The sequence below is a fragment of the Chryseobacterium sp. CH21 genome (assembly GCF_004119445.1).
GTDB lineage: Bacteria > Bacteroidota > Bacteroidia > Flavobacteriales > Weeksellaceae > Chryseobacterium.
On record NZ_QICI01000063.1, the window covers coordinates 1 to 17,131 of the forward strand.

At 36.4% G+C, this 17,131-nt stretch carries 18 protein-coding genes and 1 pseudogene; 5 read left to right on the plus strand and 14 right to left on the minus strand.

Annotated features, from left to right (window positions below; genetic code table 11):
• Positions 1-338: 338 nt before the first annotated feature.
• Positions 339-656 (plus strand): DMT family transporter, encoded by a 318-nt coding sequence (locus tag BOQ62_RS13695; protein ID WP_129040332.1) that lies wholly within the window; start codon positions 339-341, stop codon positions 654-656.
• Positions 657-818: 162 nt separating this feature from the next.
• Here BOQ62_RS13695 and BOQ62_RS13700 read toward each other — a convergent pair whose 3' ends face one another.
• The 6 genes from BOQ62_RS13700 to BOQ62_RS13725 form a co-directional block, all read right to left on the minus strand.
• On the minus strand, positions 819-1,520 hold the full coding sequence (locus BOQ62_RS13700) for a LytR/AlgR family response regulator transcription factor (RefSeq protein ID WP_129040334.1): 702 nt from the start codon (positions 1,518-1,520) through the stop codon (positions 819-821).
• Entirely contained in the window at positions 1,501-2,538 is a 1,038-nt protein-coding gene (locus tag BOQ62_RS13705) for a sensor histidine kinase (RefSeq protein WP_228414117.1), read from the minus strand. The genes BOQ62_RS13700 and BOQ62_RS13705 overlap by 20 nt, the downstream gene beginning before the upstream one ends.
• A gap of 172 nt (positions 2,539-2,710) precedes the next feature.
• Complete coding sequence (locus BOQ62_RS13710) at positions 2,711-3,106, minus strand: DoxX family protein (RefSeq protein ID WP_129040338.1); 396 nt, start codon at positions 3,104-3,106, stop codon at positions 2,711-2,713.
• Positions 3,107-3,466: 360 nt separating this feature from the next.
• Positions 3,467-3,970 carry a TlpA family protein disulfide reductase gene (locus BOQ62_RS13715; RefSeq protein WP_228414119.1) on the minus strand — a complete coding sequence of 168 codons (504 nt, stop codon included), beginning with the start codon at positions 3,968-3,970 and terminating at the stop codon, positions 3,467-3,469.
• Between the two features lies 1 nt (position 3,971).
• Complete coding sequence (locus BOQ62_RS13720; RefSeq protein WP_129040342.1) at positions 3,972-4,400, minus strand: rhodanese-like domain-containing protein; 429 nt, start codon at positions 4,398-4,400, stop codon at positions 3,972-3,974.
• 82 nt (positions 4,401-4,482) lie between these two features.
• Entirely contained in the window at positions 4,483-4,746 is a 264-nt protein-coding gene (locus tag BOQ62_RS13725; protein WP_129040344.1) for a hypothetical protein, read from the minus strand.
• A 106-nt stretch (positions 4,747-4,852) separates the two neighbouring features.
• On the opposite strand from BOQ62_RS13725, the gene BOQ62_RS13730 reads away from it, so the two are divergent.
• Together BOQ62_RS13730 and BOQ62_RS13735 are read left to right on the plus strand one after the other, a co-directional pair.
• The gene (locus tag BOQ62_RS13730; RefSeq protein ID WP_129040346.1) at positions 4,853-6,511 is read left to right on the plus strand and encodes an FAD-binding dehydrogenase; all 1,659 of its coding nucleotides are present in this window, start codon (positions 4,853-4,855) and stop codon (positions 6,509-6,511) included.
• A 19-nt stretch (positions 6,512-6,530) separates the two neighbouring features.
• Positions 6,531-7,334, plus strand: coding sequence for an SDR family oxidoreductase (locus tag BOQ62_RS13735; protein WP_129040348.1), 804 nt, complete (start codon positions 6,531-6,533; stop codon positions 7,332-7,334).
• A gap of 43 nt (positions 7,335-7,377) precedes the next feature.
• On the opposite strand, the gene BOQ62_RS13740 is transcribed toward BOQ62_RS13735, so the two are convergent.
• The 6 genes from BOQ62_RS13740 to BOQ62_RS13760 all read right to left on the minus strand — a co-directional run bounded on the left by BOQ62_RS13740 (position 7,378) and on the right by BOQ62_RS13760 (position 13,628).
• Positions 7,378-8,187 (minus strand): phosphatase PAP2 family protein, encoded by an 810-nt coding sequence (locus BOQ62_RS13740; protein WP_129040350.1) that lies wholly within the window; start codon positions 8,185-8,187, stop codon positions 7,378-7,380.
• 33 nt (positions 8,188-8,220) lie between these two features.
• Positions 8,221-9,810, minus strand: coding sequence for an outer membrane beta-barrel family protein (locus tag BOQ62_RS13745; protein ID WP_228414121.1), 1,590 nt, complete (start codon positions 9,808-9,810; stop codon positions 8,221-8,223).
• A gap of 77 nt (positions 9,811-9,887) precedes the next feature.
• Entirely contained in the window at positions 9,888-10,640 is a 753-nt protein-coding gene (locus BOQ62_RS23330) for a TonB-dependent receptor (RefSeq protein WP_228414123.1), read from the minus strand.
• 53 nt (positions 10,641-10,693) lie between these two features.
• Positions 10,694-11,449 (minus strand): hypothetical protein, encoded by a 756-nt coding sequence (locus BOQ62_RS13750; RefSeq protein WP_129040352.1) that lies wholly within the window; start codon positions 11,447-11,449, stop codon positions 10,694-10,696.
• Positions 11,450-11,545: 96 nt separating this feature from the next.
• The gene (locus BOQ62_RS13755; protein ID WP_129040353.1) at positions 11,546-12,832 is read right to left on the minus strand and encodes a sensor histidine kinase; all 1,287 of its coding nucleotides are present in this window, start codon (positions 12,830-12,832) and stop codon (positions 11,546-11,548) included.
• A gap of 121 nt (positions 12,833-12,953) precedes the next feature.
• Positions 12,954-13,628 (minus strand): response regulator transcription factor, encoded by a 675-nt coding sequence (locus BOQ62_RS13760; RefSeq protein ID WP_129040355.1) that lies wholly within the window; start codon positions 13,626-13,628, stop codon positions 12,954-12,956.
• A gap of 172 nt (positions 13,629-13,800) precedes the next feature.
• Here BOQ62_RS13760 and BOQ62_RS13765 point away from each other — a divergent pair, with 172 nt between their 5' ends.
• Positions 13,801-15,384 (plus strand): chloride channel protein, encoded by a 1,584-nt coding sequence (locus BOQ62_RS13765; protein ID WP_228414125.1) that lies wholly within the window; start codon positions 13,801-13,803, stop codon positions 15,382-15,384.
• Positions 15,363-15,647 (plus strand): CBS domain-containing protein, encoded by a 285-nt coding sequence (locus BOQ62_RS23335; protein WP_228414127.1) that lies wholly within the window; start codon positions 15,363-15,365, stop codon positions 15,645-15,647. Before BOQ62_RS13765 ends, BOQ62_RS23335 begins: the two co-directional genes overlap by 22 nt.
• 165 nt (positions 15,648-15,812) lie before the next feature.
• On the opposite strand, the gene BOQ62_RS13770 is transcribed toward BOQ62_RS23335, so the two are convergent.
• Positions 15,813-16,757, minus strand: coding sequence for an aldo/keto reductase (locus BOQ62_RS13770; RefSeq protein ID WP_129040357.1), 945 nt, complete (start codon positions 16,755-16,757; stop codon positions 15,813-15,815).
• A 155-nt stretch (positions 16,758-16,912) separates the two neighbouring features.
• Positions 16,913-17,131: pseudogene (locus BOQ62_RS13775) on the minus strand (hypothetical protein); the annotation flags it as partial.

Sequence of the window (17,131 nt, forward strand, 5' to 3'; positions counted from 1 at the left end):
GATTACAGCTCTTACAATTGTTCAATTTATTAATAAAAACTATTTAAACAAAAAAATCAACAATCTAAAATCAAGCATATTTTAAAATGCACAACGGGTTAATTCTTTATCATTTTTACTGCTTAAAGGTATCAATATTTGTAGAAATCAAAGATAAAGTTTATTTAAAATTACGGTACGTTTCATCCTCTTTAAAAGACGTTTTATCTCCAGTTTTTGTGGTGTCACCTACTTTATTGTATTCAATATGAATGGATAACGGTAATTTTGCAACAGTAATTGAGATATAAAATCCTATTGTATAGAATTCATTTTCAAAACATCATTAAACAAATAGTATGAACTGGATTGTATTAATTATCGCTGGAATTTTTGAGATTGGATGGCCTCTGGGGCTTAAATTATCTCAACAGCCTGAAAATAATAAATGGAGCTGGATCATGTTTTCTGTCGTATGCATGACGATTAGCGGTGGATTCCTCTGGTTTGCTCAGAAAAGTATCCCTATCGGAACGGCATATGCCGTGTGGACAGGAATTGGTGCAGTAGGAACTCTGCTGGTTGGAATTCTTTTTTTTCAGGATTCAGCCAGTATTTTAAGATTACTTTCTGCTTTGCTGATTGTGGTGGGTATCGTTGGCCTTAAACTATTTTAAATAAAAAATTGGCTTAAGATGATCACTCATCATTAAGCCAAAACATTATTCAACATTCAAATAATAGACGATCTCTTTATATTTCTCTGCCTTTGAATCAAACGACTGGAAATTCCCCTCCTTTGGAGGGGTGGTCTAAAGCATGATTTTCACTTCTCACCGCTAAAGCTCCATCAACGGTTTATAAGTTCTTCCCACAGGAAGTTTTTTTCCATTGATCTGAATGATATTGGCAGATTTGATTTCAATTTTCGATTTAGATATGATATAAGACTTATGAATACGGGTAAACATTTTAGGATTTAAAACCCCTTCTATTTTGCTGATTGGCATTTTAAAAGTGAAACTTTCCGTTTTTGTATGAATATTGATGTATTCTCGTAGGCTTTCGATATAAAAAACATCTTGCAGAATAATTTTAATCTGTTTTTTACCACTATTGATGAAAATAAAATCACGTTCAGATATTTCCAGTAAAGCATCTTCTGCTTCCATCAAATGTTTGAACTTACCAACAGCCGTCTGAAAGCGCTCATAGGGAATAGGTTTCATCAGATAATCAGCAATATCAAGCTCATAGCCTTCTACAGCATATTGGTGATAGGCTGTTGTGACAATGACAAACGGAGGATTTTTTACTTTCCTGAGAAAATCAAACCCTTTTACCACCGGAAGGTGAAGGTCAAGAAACATCAGATCCACGTTATGAATACTTAAAAGACTACTGGCGTATACAGCATCTGCACATTTTCCCACAAGATTCAGTTCCGGATCTCTGGAAATGAAATTTTCCAGAATTTCTGAAGCAATGGGCTCGTCTTCTACAATAATGCAGTTGTATTTTTTAGAGGCTACGTGTGTCATGAAAATCTATGATTAAGGTTACACTATAATGGTCTTTCTTATCTGCCACGGAAAGCTTATGTTGAGGATAAAGCAATTCAAGCTGTCTTCGAATATTTTTCAGACCTATTTTTGTTGAATGTTCATGAAGTCTTTCTTCCTTAGAATTTTCTACAACATAAGTAAAAATTCCGTTCTTCAAATGAATATCAATAGTAATGAATGCATCTCCTAAGCTTTCTGAAACGCCATGTTTAAAAGCATTTTCTACAAACTGTATCAATATCAAAGGGGAAATTTCCTGAGAAGGATTATCAATATCTTCTGTAAAGTTCAGCGTTAGTTCAGAGTGTCGGATTTTCTGTATTTGTATAAAATCCTTTATGTTTTCAATATCCTTAGCTATGGAAATGGTATTTTCTGCTGCTTCATAGATATTATAACGCATTATTTTGGAAAGCTGTAATATGACATCAGGAGTTTCGTCCGCTTTTTTTAAAGCCATTCCATAGATATTATTAAGGGTATTGAAAAGAAAATGTGGATTGATTTGAGCCTTCAGCATTGTAAGTTCCTGATCCAGTTTTTCTGATTTCAATCGAGAAATCTGATCTTTCAGCAGGTTTTTCTGTCTTGTAATTTCAACCCCGAACATAAGCCCAGCCATAAAAATCAAATCCATAAAAGAATTAAATGCCACATAGCCATTGATAAATTCTGAAGGCAGCTTTCCGTCAAGAGTTTCTGTAGCGCCATAGATATAAGGGTAAATGATAAAATGAGTGAAAAAACGATGCCCCAGAACAGCAGCTACTGCAATAAAAATATAGAAAAAGTATTTTAAAATCTCTTTACTATGAATTTTTTCATACACATACAATAATGCATAGGCAAGAGGCATTTTGACCAAAAGATAACCCAGCTCCAGCATAAGCGTATTCTGAAGTCTTATTTGCCATTTGAAGTCCGGAAACTGATACCGTGACCAATAAAAATCAAGGTAGACCTCCAGAATATAATACAATATCCAAAAAATCAAATGAACCCGTAACTTAGATCTGTTGTTTTGCTTCAAGCTTATAAAGATTTAAAAGTACAAAGTACCGGTTACTCAGTCAAATATAGAAATATAAGTCTAGCAAATGAACATTATGACCTACAAACTGCCTGTTTAATAATAAAGATCTGCAGAGCAGAGAATAGTGGAAAACCTAAGTCTCCTTTTTATTCTTAAATTTTAAATATACTTCAGGATACATAAGATTTAAAAAACTGAAAATCAGTAAGACATTGTATTCAATTCCATTGGTTCCGCCTCCTACCACAAACCATCCATTCTGCCAGTGAACATAGTAAATTCCAAAAGCAAAAATGAGAATATTACAAACTGCTATTGGCTTGATAAATTTGTCAATCCAAAGTAATGATACTGAGAAAAGGTGAGTAAGTTTTACTGCCCAGGCTACATAAATCCCTAAAGGACTGAACCCTAAACTGTCAAGAAAAACATGCCCAAAATCATTCACATCTCCACTGAAAATAGAAATGATACTATGCATCAGTAAGATCACTGAAAGGGCAAATCTAAGGTAGAAATTTTTTACCATGGAGCCAATTTAGTGCATGTTGAGTATGCTTCTTTTATTCTGTATACCAATTACTTGTAAATAACCATGAAAGTTTCCGTTTCATGATCATCTTATCTTTTTTTCCTGAACTAAATTCTAATGATAAATTAAATATTTTACATATTTCAATATTTAGTGATTTAATAAAGATAATTTATTATATTTACAATGAAATCAGAGACAATGATTGATTCCCTCATAATCATTAATCTGTTTTTAAAAAGTAGTATTAAATTATTACAACGCGATTCTAATACACAAATGCTTCTATCTTTTTCAACCAAAAAGAGTGGTAAAATACCTTACCACTCTTTTTACATCTTATCGGGAAATCCTGTTCTACTTTTGAGTCAGTTTTTCCTTTATAAATTCTTCCAGCTCTTTGCCATGAAGATTTTTAGCCAAAATAGTTCCCTGCCCGTCAATAACGACGTTAAAAGGTAATTCATCAACTTCGTAAAGTTTTGCTACAGGGCTTTTCCAGAATTTTAAATCACTGATCTGCATCCAGTTGATATCAAATCTGTCAATCGCTTTTTGCCAGCTTTCTTTATTCTTATCCAACGAAACGCCCAGTATTTCAAACTGATTATTTTTCACCTGTTCTGAATAAGTCTCATACATCATTTTCAGTTGAGGCTGTTCCTCTACGCAAGGAGCACACCATGTTGCCCAGAAATCAATCAGAACCATTTTCCCTTTCAATGTGGAAAGAGAAAATGAGGTTCCATCTGCTTTAGTCATGATAATTTCGGGAGCTTTTTTCCCTATTTCTATTTTGTTTTGAGCATTAATATATCCTGAAAGCAGTATTAAAAAAAGTATTGTAAAACTGTTTTTCATATTAATCATTTGTAGGATAATCTTTATCAAGCCAGTCTGTTTTGATATTTTTAGGAAGGTTTAAAAGCTTCGCATTTTTGAAACCCATTTCCATCAGCAATGCAAATGCGGGACGTATATTGGGACACTTTACAAAAGGACAGCACCCACAGTAGATTACAATTTCTCTGTTCTTGGGAACATCTTTAAGATAGTTTCTCAGTTTCTCCAGATTTTCAGGTTCATGTGTTGGTCCAATATCTACAGAACCTTTGATGATGGCTTCAGGTCCTACTGAAATGATAACCAGATCTTTTACTTTATGCTTTTCAATTCTGGAAGCCAGTAACGCGGGATCCATCAGCTGGCTGTCTTTCCACGGATCCTGTTTTTGCTGTGCCTGGCTGAAAACCGAGCAGACAAAGCATGCAATGATAAACAAATACTTCATAATTCTATTTTTCACAAAGATAGAAATGTTTTGTAGAGTCTGCCTATAGACAAACGGCTCTATTAAAGATATTTTATAGAAATCAGAATCTTTTTGGAATAATATGAATCACATTAGATGCACCGGGTTCTATGATAAGTTGGGTTCCTCTATCTCTTTCATTTTCCCGCCCTTGGATAGCTGATCCGGTGGCAAGCGTCAGTTTTCCCTGAAAAACAGGATGAGGAAGAACAAGCGAAATTTCAATTTCTTCTTCAAGTTGTATAATAATGGATTCAGCTTCAATGAGATGTCTGGTTCCATCCTTTGAAACAGCAAATGCCTGATATTTATGTTTTTCTTTCATTTCTTTATTTTGTATTAAAGAATAAAAGTATTAAGATTTTTTTAATGGCTTCATTTAAATATTTAATACATTTATATCAAGTATCATTACATAAAATATCTTAACAATGGAAGAAAGATTCCAGCCTGATGCTCTCATCATCGGAACCGGACTGGCAGGACTTACTGCGGCCATGGAAATTACCAATTCCGGAAAAAAAGTATTGCTTTTAGATCAGGAAACAGAACAGAATATAGGTGGACAGGCATTCTGGTCATTCGGAGGATTATTTCTCATCAATTCGCCCCAGCAGAGAAGAATGGGCATCAAAGATTCTTATGAACTGGCACAGCAGGACTGGAAAGGAACAGCAGGTTTTGACCGTCAGGAAGACTATTGGCCACGCCAATGGGCTGAAGCTTATCTCAAATTTGCTGCTGGTGAAAAATACGAATACATTTCCAAATTAGGAATCAAACTGATGTTTATGGTAGGCTGGGCAGAACGTGGTGATGGGTCAGCAGCAGGGCATGGAAATTCTGTCCCCCGCTTTCATGTGAGTTGGGGAACGGGTACAGGAGTCGTAAAACCTTTTGTAGAAAAAGCTTACAAAGCTCAGGAAAAAGGACTGCTTCAGATGAAATTCAGACATCGGGTGACTGAAATTATTAGTGAAAACGGAAAGATAAAAGGCGTTAAAGGAGATATTCTGGAAAATGACACAAAAGAAAGAGGTGCTGAGACCAACAGAAATATAATCTCCTCCTTTGAATATACAGCTCCCAATATCATCATCGCTTCGGGAGGAATTGGTGCCAACCATGAGCTGGTAAGGAAAAACTGGCCGGAAAGACTGGGGAAAGCTCCTGAAAACATGGTTTGTGGTGTTCCGGCTTATGTGGATGGAAAAATGATAGGTATTGCAGAAAACGCAGGAGCCCATATCATTAATCCCGACAGGATGTGGCATTATACAGAAGGGTTGCAAAACTGGAATCCAATCTGGCCAAAACACGGAATCCGGATACTTCCGGGGCCTTCATCGTTATGGTTTGATGCAAAAGGAGAACGTCTCCCGGCTCCTTTTCTTCCAGGATTTGATACGCTGGGAACTTTACAGTATATTCAGGAAACAGGGTTTTCGTATTCATGGTTTATTCTTACTCAGAAAATTATCAAAAAGGAATTTGCCCTCTCCGGTTCAGAACAGAACCCTGACATCACCAATAAAGACTACTCTCTTTTTCTGAAAAGGATTTTTGGTAAGAAAGCTCCCGGCCCTGTAGAGGCTTTTAAAGAACATGGAAAAGACTTTATCGTATCAGATAACCTTGAAGATCTGGTTAAAAGAATGAATGAACTGGCAGGAAATAACCTGTTGAAATATGAAAACATAAAATCCCAAATCGAAGCCAGAGACCGGGAATTAGACAATAAATATTCAAAAGATACACAGGTTAATTATATCCGGAATACCCGAAATTATTTAGGCGATAAATTAGGACGCGTAGCAGCTCCCCATAAGATTTTAGAGCCTGAAAACGGACCTTTGATTGCGGTACGCCTTAATATTTTAACCCGTAAAACGTTGGGGGGAATAAAAACCAATCTGAATGGTCAGGTACTGAAAGAAGATGACAGCATCATTGAAGGACTGTATGCTGCAGGAGAAGCTGCAGGTTTCGGAGGTGGCGGAATGCATGGCTACAGAGCGCTGGAAGGAACATTTCTAGGTGGCTGTATCTTTTCCGGCATGAAATCCGGAAAATACATTGCCAGACTTTAAAAATAAATACTATTTGAAGATGAGCAGTTATTTCGATCATAAAGTAATCTGGATCACGGGAGCATCATCAGGCATTGGAGAAGCTCTGGTAAAAAATCTGGCACAAAACAGCAGCGCCAAAATCATTCTCTCCTCCAGAAAAGAAGAACAGCTTCATTCGGTAGCTGAAAAAACAGGTTTAAGTAATGATCGATATGCAGTGATCCCTTTGGATCTCAAAAATTATAAGGAAATGCCAGCTCTGGCCGCAAAAGCATCAGAACAGTTTGGAAAGATTGATATTCTGATTAATAATGCCGGACTGTCACAACGCTCACTAGCCATGGAAACCGATATTGAAGTAGATAAACAGCTTATTGATATTGATTATATCGGAACTGTTGCCCTTACTAAGGCAGTGCTTCCCTATATGATCAGAAATAAAGGAGGTCAGATTGCTGTTGTATCAAGCCTTATGGGAATATTTGGTGCCCCTATGAGAAGTGGATATGCCGGTGCCAAACATGCATTACATGGTTTCTTTGATGCCTTGCGGGCAGAATTATTCAGTCAGAATATTAAGATTACGATGATTTGTCCGGGTTTTATACAGACTGATATTTCTATCAATGCTGTTACCGGAAACGGTTCATTACAGGGCACAATGGATGATGCTACAAAGAATGGAATGCCTGTGGATATTTTCGCAAAAAAGATGTTGTATACCATCGAGAAACAGAAAAGACAAAAAGCAATAGGCGGTAAAGAAGTTATGGCTGTGTATCTGAAGAGATTCTTCCCCAATATATTGGCCAAAATAATCCGTAAGGCCAAAGTGGTGTAAAAAAGCACCATTCAGGAATAAATGATGCTTTAATGAATTTACTTTAAAAGGTCTTTACCAGCCCTATTCCAACAATTTTATTCTGATAGAACGGCATGACCATTGTGGATGATAACGAATTTTTAACTTTATTTTTTCCCCGTAATAAATTATCAATTTTCGGAAACAGCCAGTAAGCCAGCTCTGTGGAAAGAATTCCAAATCCGGCTCCCGCCACAACGTCTCCCAGCCAGTGTTTATCATTCAGCATTCTGTACACTCCAGTGAAAACAGCGAACGGATATCCTGAAATACTGAGCCAGAAATTTGTGTCTTTATATTCCCGGAACATAAACTGTGCTGAAGAAAATGCGGTAGCAGCATGTCCTGAAGGAAAAGATAACGTATTGGAACCGTCTGGTCTTTCTTCTTTCACCAGATATTTTAAAGGCATGGTAAAAGCTGCCGCAATCAACTGTGAAGAAGCGTATAAGATGGTACGCTCTCTCAGATTATGTTTTCCTTTTATACCCATTGCATTAAGTCCATATACGATTACAGCCGGAGCATATTGGGTATAATTATCCAGTTGTATCTGTGTAGGCTGATGCTCATTGATCTCAACCTTTGTGGAGAGATTGAGCTGCTTCAGATTCTTGATGGAAAGACCTGCGACTCCATAAGCAATGAATGCAGTAGGAATAATCAGACTTTTATAATTAAGTTTGATTTTTTTAACTTCGGTTGTGATCATACTGTCCTGTGCAGGCTTTTGAACGTTTATCGTATCAGTGGTATTCTGAGCATTGATCCGGCTTACAAATGAACTCAAAATCATTGCATACACCAGTGTTTTTTGAAACTGTTTTTTCATCTTAAATCACATTTAAAATTATCCGATTCTATTTTAAAATTTATAGCTGTACCCCAAACGAACCACCTGGGTTTCGTAGTAATCATTGCTGGTATAAGCAAATCCATTACCTTGTACCGCTTTCTTAATCACCATGGTGTTAAGCAAGTCCGAAGCATTTAAAAAGAGTTCCCCTTTCCCTTTCTGAATGGCTTTCTTCACTCCTGCATCCATTGAGAACCTTGACTGTATTCTTCCCTGAGGAATAATATCAGGTGCCAGATAAACAAGGGTAAACTGCAAATCCAGTCCTTTTGAGAAACGGAAAACGTTATTCATCTTAATATTCCCTGAAATAGCAGTCTGACGGTCTGCAGAGAACGTATTAGGCTGAGGATACAGATTTTGTACAGTAAATGCATTGATCTGATTACGATATATGTTTCCGTTGATATTCAGGGAATAGACATCCGATACTTTTTGGTTCAAAATTGTTTCAAGACCTGTATTGTAGCTTCTTCCAGCATTTTGGAAGATGGCATAAATAAGCGTACTATCCGGAACAATACTTGAAATTCTGGTGATGGTTCCGTTAGCAAAACGATGGTACAACGCAGAATATAAATATCCGCTATCCCAATTGTGCTTATATCCGAGTTCAATAGAATTCGTAAACTGTGGTCTTAATGCAGGATTTCCGACTTTAATAATTTCTGCATCATCATATTTTGGAAAAATTCTGATATCCACTTCATTGGGACGGTCTACCCTTCTGTTATAGAAAACAGAGAACTTATTGCGGTCATCGAGCTTATAAGCAAGCCGAAAATTAGGGAATGGCTGGGTATAATTGTATCCGTCACTTTTATACGTAGGATGGTTAGGATTTACATCATACTGAATTTTCACATATTCCAGCCTAAGACCCAGTTCTGCTTCCCATTTTTCATTTTCAAAAACATAATTTCCATACACAGCAGGAATAAATTCTTTATAATCTGCCTTTCCACCCGCAGAAACGTCAAGAACAGAGTTAGCCCCCGGAATAAAATTCATATTGGTAGGAATACTTCTGCTTCTCAGCTTAATTCCTGTTTCTATTCGTCCATATTTCAAGGGTTTTATATAATCTACATTGAAATCGTACACCTGCTCATCAGATAATAGCTTAAAAGCATCAGTTCCCGTAGAAGAAGGGAGATAATTATCATAGAAATATTTTTCATCCTCTCTATGGAAAGTATAATTGAATCCTACATTCAGCACATGTCCGGCTTCTTTGAATTTATGCTGGTAAGAAGCTGTTCCCATCACGGTTGTTTTCAGTTCATCCTCCAGGAATTGCCATAAACGTAAACGCTGAAACATATCCCCATTGAAAAACGGCTGATCTCCCCTGTCGATAATTTTTTCACTTCCGTACATTCCGGAAATGGTTAAGGTATTTTGAGGATCAATATTCCAGTCTATTCCGGCTTTGGTTGTGAAGAAATTGGTATTTCTGTTTCTTTTCAGCTGGGAATTGATGACCGTTCCGTTATCATAAGTACGCGTTACAAATTCATTCTTATTAAGCGTCTCCGTGTATAGATTATCTGCCTGTAAAAATATATTGACTTTGTTTTTTCTGTAATTAACAGACAAAGAAGGATTAATCTTTGGAGTGAGCGTATACTGAGGTCTTATGGTAGGAAGGTTTTCCTTTCTTACCCAGAGTGAACCTAAGCCTGTGGTAAATCCTGCTTTTCCGTTCCATCCGTTCTGTTTATTTTTTTCATGATGATATTAATGATTCCTGCGTTTCCGTTGGCATCATATTTCGAGGACGGATTGTTGATAATTTCAATTTTATCAATTGCGGAAGCAGGAATATTATCCAGTCCGGTCTGGCTTCCAAAACCGGTAAGAGCGGTTTGTTTGCCATCAATCAATACGGTTACTTTATCATTACCTCTAAGCTGTACTTTACCATCCTGAACGGTAATTCCCGGGAGATTCTGCATGCTTTGCAACACAGAGCCTCCACTTTGGCTGATGTTATCCGCTACAGAGTACGTTTTCTTATCAAGGCGGCTGTCTATTTCATTCTTTTTGGAAGCTGTAATGGTAATGGCTTCTATTTTGGTCTCACTTTCCTGTTCCTGAGCCAGCTCAATAGTAGGAATTTCAAGAAACTCAGAAAGGCTTCCTATAAAAATAGGCCGTATCTGCTTTGTATATCCGGTGAGGGACGTTTCCAGAACATAATGATCCGGTTTTATTCCTGTAAGAGAAAACCTTCCTTCTTCATTGGTAATCGTTCCGGCCGTAAAAGTGCTGTCTTTTTCTTTTTTTAAAATAATATGGGCATAAGGCAATGCCGTTTTGTCTATACCGGTAATTCTTCCTGAAGCCGTCACAGAAGTTGTCTGTGCAGAAACAAGGGAAGAAACCATTATGCAGGCTGGAAAAAATAACAGGGCTGTTTTATTCATTCTTCTAATTGTTATTTTATTTAAAGTCTTTTTTGTTATATGAGATGTTTGAATTATTCTTTTGGGAAGTGTAATTGTTGGTGGTGTTTTCTTTGTGAAATAATGATCATTAATACCATCAGAGCAACAGATATCAGGGAAGCATTGAGTGTTCCAAGATCCAATCCTCCTTTAGCTAAAGGCTTGGTTAAAAGATCCCCGAAAGTAGCTCCAAACGGTCTGGTAAAAACAAAAGCAATCCAGAACAGCACAACATGATTGATCTTGGTAGCATAATGAAGCACCACAACGATCAGAATAATCAGTCCGGTAATCAAAGCTCCGGTCATATATCCGAGTCCTAAATTATCACTCAGAAAATCGCCAAAAGCCGTTCCCAGACTGTTGGAAAACAAAATGGCTGTCCAGTAATACAATTCTTTATTTCTTTCAAAAATGGGATACACCTCAAGGTTGCCATACTTTTTGTACCATAAAAACAAAGAAAGTAAAAGACCGGAAAGTAGAATTAAACTGCCAACCAGATATCCGGTTTTCAGTGTTCTGTCGATACAGTCTGAGATTTCGGTACCTAAAGTTGTTGTTCCTATAATCACCATCCAGTAGACTGCCGGAATATATTTTTTTCCACCAAGCTGTATGGATAAAATAATGATAAAAAATAGCAGGGTAATCAGAATTCCTATAACATATCCCAGATGAAGAGTCATAGAAATAAAATCACCAAGAGTCTCTCCCAATGTGGTGGCTACAATTTTCATCAGCCAGAATAGAAGGGTTACGGATGCAACTTTGTTTACTGTTCTCATTTCTAAATAAAATGTATACCTCAGTATGTTTTCAATACAAAGGTGCAATCCGATTTAGAAGAAATTTAGAATTGCCGGAATCCGGATTTTTTTTAACTATAATTTAACAGTGAAAACATGATGACCATTCTCAAATCTATAGCTGATGGTCCAATGATGGAACCTGCAGATTTCCTGAATAATAGAAAGTCCCAGTCCGCTTCCGCTATTATCTGCTGACAGTTTTGAAAATCTTTTGAAAAGTAAATCTGTGTTCAGCTTTTCTGTTCCTGAATTTGAAACTTCAAAAACAGAATTTGTAAGCTGTAAGGAAATAACACCTCCAACATCTGTATGACGGATGGCATTGATGATAAGGTTGTTGATTAATATTTCTGCCAGGATATTGTTTCCGTTTATTTGTACTCCATTTGAAATGTGTTCTGTAACGGAAATATTTTTTTGCTCAAAATGTTCACCGAGAATCTCAATACTTTGATGAAGTAAATGATCAAACGAAATGATTTCAGAGCTGTCAAACTGGTTATTATCAATTTTAGCAAGAAGCAAAAGGTTTTTATTAATACGGGAACTTCTTGTAAGTGCCTTGTTCATATCTTCTGCAATACTGTATTGTTTTTCGGTAAGATTCTGATCCTGAAGTAAAAGATCCAGCTTGTTTTTAATAATGGCAAGCGGAGTCTGTAGTTCGTGTGATGCGTTTTCAGTGAACTCTTTCTGGGTTTTATAGGTAGAAATATTTCGTTCAATCAGTTTATAAAGAGATTGGTTAAGCTCTTCAAATTCTGTAGTATCAGAAGCCGGAAATTCTATGGTATTCTGACTGTTAAGATTAAATGTTTTAAGCTTGTCCAGTGTATTTCTGAACGGTTTCCAGATAGACGAAGAAAGCTTTCTGTTAAGATATAAAAGCCCCACCACAATCATCACAAAAAAAAAGATGGTAATCATAGCAATGACGGCTATGGTTTCATGAGATTCTTCAATATTCGTCTGAATGGTAAACAGATAAGGCTTATTGTGAATATAAATTACTTTTTCAAGACACCTGTAACGTTCCTTTTTTTGTTCCGAAATAAATGGAAGATGTTTTTCATAAGTATAAATACTGTCCCGCTTTACCTGATTGAGAGAAATTCTTTCAATATTGGTTTCCGGCTGGATATGATTCCATAATTCAAGGCTTTTGTCCAGCGCTTCTTCCGAGAGGTGCAATTGATTGAATTCATAAGCCGTTTTCTCTACAATAATCTGATTATGCTCATCCAGTTCATTTTTCCAGATTGTATCTACCACAAAATAATACACAGGAATACTGATCATCAGTACAATGAGTACATAGATAAGAAAGGGTTTCGTAGTTTTGGTAAGTAGAGGCTTCACAATAATGATGAATTATAAATTTACAGGGTTTAATGTTTAAAGTTCAAAATTTAAAGTTGTGTCCAAAAGATAATAATTTTTCAGTTCCCAACTAGCAACTCGCAATTAGCAACAACTAATTCTAGCTTTCCCACTTATACCCCGTTCCATAAACCGTTTTAAGATAATGTGCACATCCTGCATCATAGAGCTTTTTCTTAAGGTTTTTAACGTGGGCATATACAAAATCATGATTGTCAAGCATATCCGCAAAGTCTCCGGAAAGATGTTCTGCCAAAGTACTTTTGGAGATCACTTTATTTTTGTTACCGATAAAATAAATAAGGAGGTCAAATTCTTTTTTGGTCAGCGAAATAAGTTCATCATTTACGGCCACTGTTTTAGCTAATAAATCAATCTGAAGTTCATTTTGATTCACCACATTGGAACTGCTGAACTGTTTCCTTCTAATAATAGAATACACTCTTGCCATAAGTTCAGAAAGGTGAAAAGGCTTGGTGAGATAATCGTCTGCACCCAGTTTCAGCCCTTCAATTTTATCATCCAGAGCATTTTTGGCAGAAATAATAATCACACCATCCTGTTTCTGCTGTTTCTTTAATTCTTCCAGAATTGTAAGACCATTTCCATCCGGAAGCATGATGTCCAGCAAAATACAGTCATACTCGAACGCTTCTATCTTACTCATAGCTTCACCGAATGTACTGGCAGTTTCACAGAGATAATTTTCTCCGGAAAGATATTCGGAAATACTTTGAGCAAGTGCTGTTTCGTCTTCAATGATAAGAATTTTCATGCGGTAAATCTATTACTAAATTTAGAAGAAATTTTGAATTCCAAATTAAAATATAAATTACAAAAATAGAATCTATAGAACAAGTGTAAAGGTTCAAAAGAGGTTTTTTATTATATATTTCATAAATTTACGGTGCTGTATCAATCTGATGATAGTATAAAATATTTCCAAGGTGAAAATTCACAACAAAAAAAAGTACCTGAGCTTCCTTAAATTTAAAAGAGATTTCCAAAAATACGGATTAGAAAAAGCACGCAGTTATGAGCTCATCCTGCATTGGCTAAACAATAGACTGAGCAGAAACCAGTTTTTGGTGCTTTCCGGAATTCTGGTAGGCTGTACGGCTGGTCTTGCGGGAGTTATTCTGAAAACTCTGGTACACAATATTCATTATTTCATTACCAATAAAGTTCATTTTGAGTATCAGATATTATTTTATATCGTTTTTCCTTTTTTAGGAATTGTGCTGACTACGATGATTGTTCTGACACTGTTTAAAGGTCAGGATCGTAAAGGAATTGGAGCTATTTTATACGAAATTGCACAGAACTCCAGTATTGTAGCGTCCGTTAAAATGTATTCTCAGGTGATACAAAGTGCGGTTACCGTAGGATTGGGAGGATCGGCAGGCTTAGAGAGTCCTATTGCAGTAACCGGAGCCGCAATTGGGTCTAATTATGCACAGACTTACAGACTAAGCTATAAAGAACGTACTTTATTGCTTGCCGCAGGGGCTACAGCAGGTATTGCATCTGCTTTTAATGCTCCTATTGCCGGGATTATGTTTGCTTTTGAGATTCTTTTAACCGGAGTGGTTTTTACCGATTTTATTCCTTTGGTTGTAGCTGCGGTTTGCGGAAGTCTTTTGTCAAGGATATTACTTCAGGAAGATGTTCTTTTCAGATTTTATACCCGAGATCCTTTCAATTATAAAAATGTTCCGTATTATCTTATTTTAGGGATTGTCACAGGATTGTATGCCCGTTATTTTGTGATTATTTCTCAAAAAGTGGAACATTTTATCAAAGGACTTCAGCTTTCGAGAATGCGTAAAGCAATGTTTGGAGGAGCTGTACTTTCTCTCTTATGTGTTCTTTTTCCTCCTCTTTTTGGAGAAGGATATGAAACGGTAAAGGCTTTTACCAACGGAAACACCTACTCTATTATTGAAAACAGTTTTTTCAGATATTTTGAGATCGGTGACTGGACGATTATCATATTTTTGGTTCTGGTATTGCTTTTAAAAGCATTTGCCACCTCATTTACCATATTCAGTGGCGGAAATGGTGGTAACTTTGCGCCTTCTCTTTTTGCAGGAGGAACATTGGGTTATCTATTTGCGTTAGTTTGTCAGCATATAGGTTTTACAGATGTTCCGGTAACCAATCTTGTTCTGGTGGGAATGGCAGGCGCTATGAGCGGTGTACTGTACGCTCCGCTTACTGCTATATTTCTGATTGCAGAATCAAGTTTTGGATATGATTTGTTTATCCCTCTGATGATTGCATCCATCATATCTTACCTAATCGCCAAATGGTTTTCTCCTATTTCTCCGGAATTAAAATCATTAGCCGATCAAGGAAAGATTTTCACAAATAAACATGATAAAAACCTTCTTTTTGCTTTAAGAACGGAAGATTTCATTGATAAATATTCGCAGACTATTAATGAAAATGCTTCCGTTACCGAACTTTTTGAAATGGTAAAGAATGGTGATAAAAATATTTTGCCGTTGTGGATGAAAACAGAAAACTGAGAGGAGTTCTTACATTAGATGATATAAGACCTTACCTTTTTAACAAAGAAATGGAAACATCCCAAACGGTAGCTCAGATCATGAAAGCTCCGCCAGCTGTTCTTCACCGTGAAAATAAACCTTTGGATATTCTTCAGACTTTTGACGATACCGGAGTATGGAATCTGCCGGTAGTAAGTGAAAGTAATAATTTTATTGGATTTATATCAAAATCATCAATATTAATGAGCTACAGACAGCTTCTTAAAGAATATTCTGATTAATATTAACAACCGAATATAACAACCGAAAACCTAAATTCCCCTCCTCCGGAGGGGTGGCTAAAATTCAAAGAATTTTTGACGGGGTGGTTTAAACTTCGTCCAATAACAAAAAATCCGTTCAGCAATGAACGGATTTAATTTTAGTCTATAATAAAGTCGAAAAAATTAGTTACTTGCGTTATTCAGCAGCGTAATATCTTCCTGATCCAAAATAAGTTTTGGTGCATTGAATACGGTTTCAAGCTGTGATGCACTGGTAGCACTTACAATAGGTGCCGTAATCAATGGATTGGCTAACAACCATGCCAGAGAAACCGTTCCCTGAGTAGTATTATGCTTTGCACTTACCTGATCCAGAGCTTTTAAAACTTCAAGTCCTTTTGGATTTAAATACTTTCTTACCCCTTCACCTCTTGCACTTTTTGCAAGATCTGCTTCATCACGGTATTTACCCGTTAAAAAACCTGCTGCCAGAGACCAATACGGAAATACACTTAAATCAAATTGCTCTGCCAAAGGAGCATAATTTTGCTCAAACCCTTCTCTTTCCATTAGATTGTAGTGAGGCTGTAAAGCAACGTATTTAGGAAGATTATTCTTTTCCGCTGCTTCAAATGACGCTTTCAAACGTTCCGGAGATAAGTTGGAAGCCGCAATATAACGAACTTTTCCAGCTTTAATGATCTCATCATATGCTGCAAGTGTTTCCTCTACCGGAGTAATATTGTCATCAAAATGCGTATAATAAAGATCAATGTGATCGGTCTGAAGTCTTTGCAGAGATTCATCTACAGATTTTAGAATATGTTTTTTGCTGATATCATAACCATGTTCTTTTGTTTCTGAACCCACTTTGGTTGCCAGAACGATGTCATTACGGTTAGCTCTGCTCTTCATCCATTTTCCGATGATCTCTTCAGACTGTCCGCCTTTTCCGTTTACCCACCAAGAATAGGTATCTGCAGTATCTATAAAATTGAATCCAGCTTCTGTAAAGCGATCCAGTATATCAAAAGACTGTTTCTCGTCCAGTGTCCATCCAAAAACATTTCCTCCGAAATTGATTGGCGCAATCGATAAATCGGTGTTTTTGATTCTTCTTTTTTCCATAAAAATAATTTACTAAGTGAGCTCTAAGGTAAGGAATATTAAGCCTTGAGAATATTCAAAATAGCCATTCCGTCTATAGTTATTATAAATGGGAATGCGGATGTTTCCTCTGTTTTTTGGGTTAATAAGAGTTTGTTGGAAAATCGCAAAGATTTCTATGTTAATACACAAGAGAAATTTGAATTTTTTATTGACACAAATTCTTCTTTTTGTAAAAATGGCTGTTTTCTATTGATGACAGCCATTATTCTGTGTACTAATTTATTTCTTACCGCATTCAGGACACTCATTTTATTTTTTCCTTCACTTACTTTTCTTAGGAAATAAGTTTTTAATTCCTTATCTGATCTTATACTTGCCATTGCTGACATATG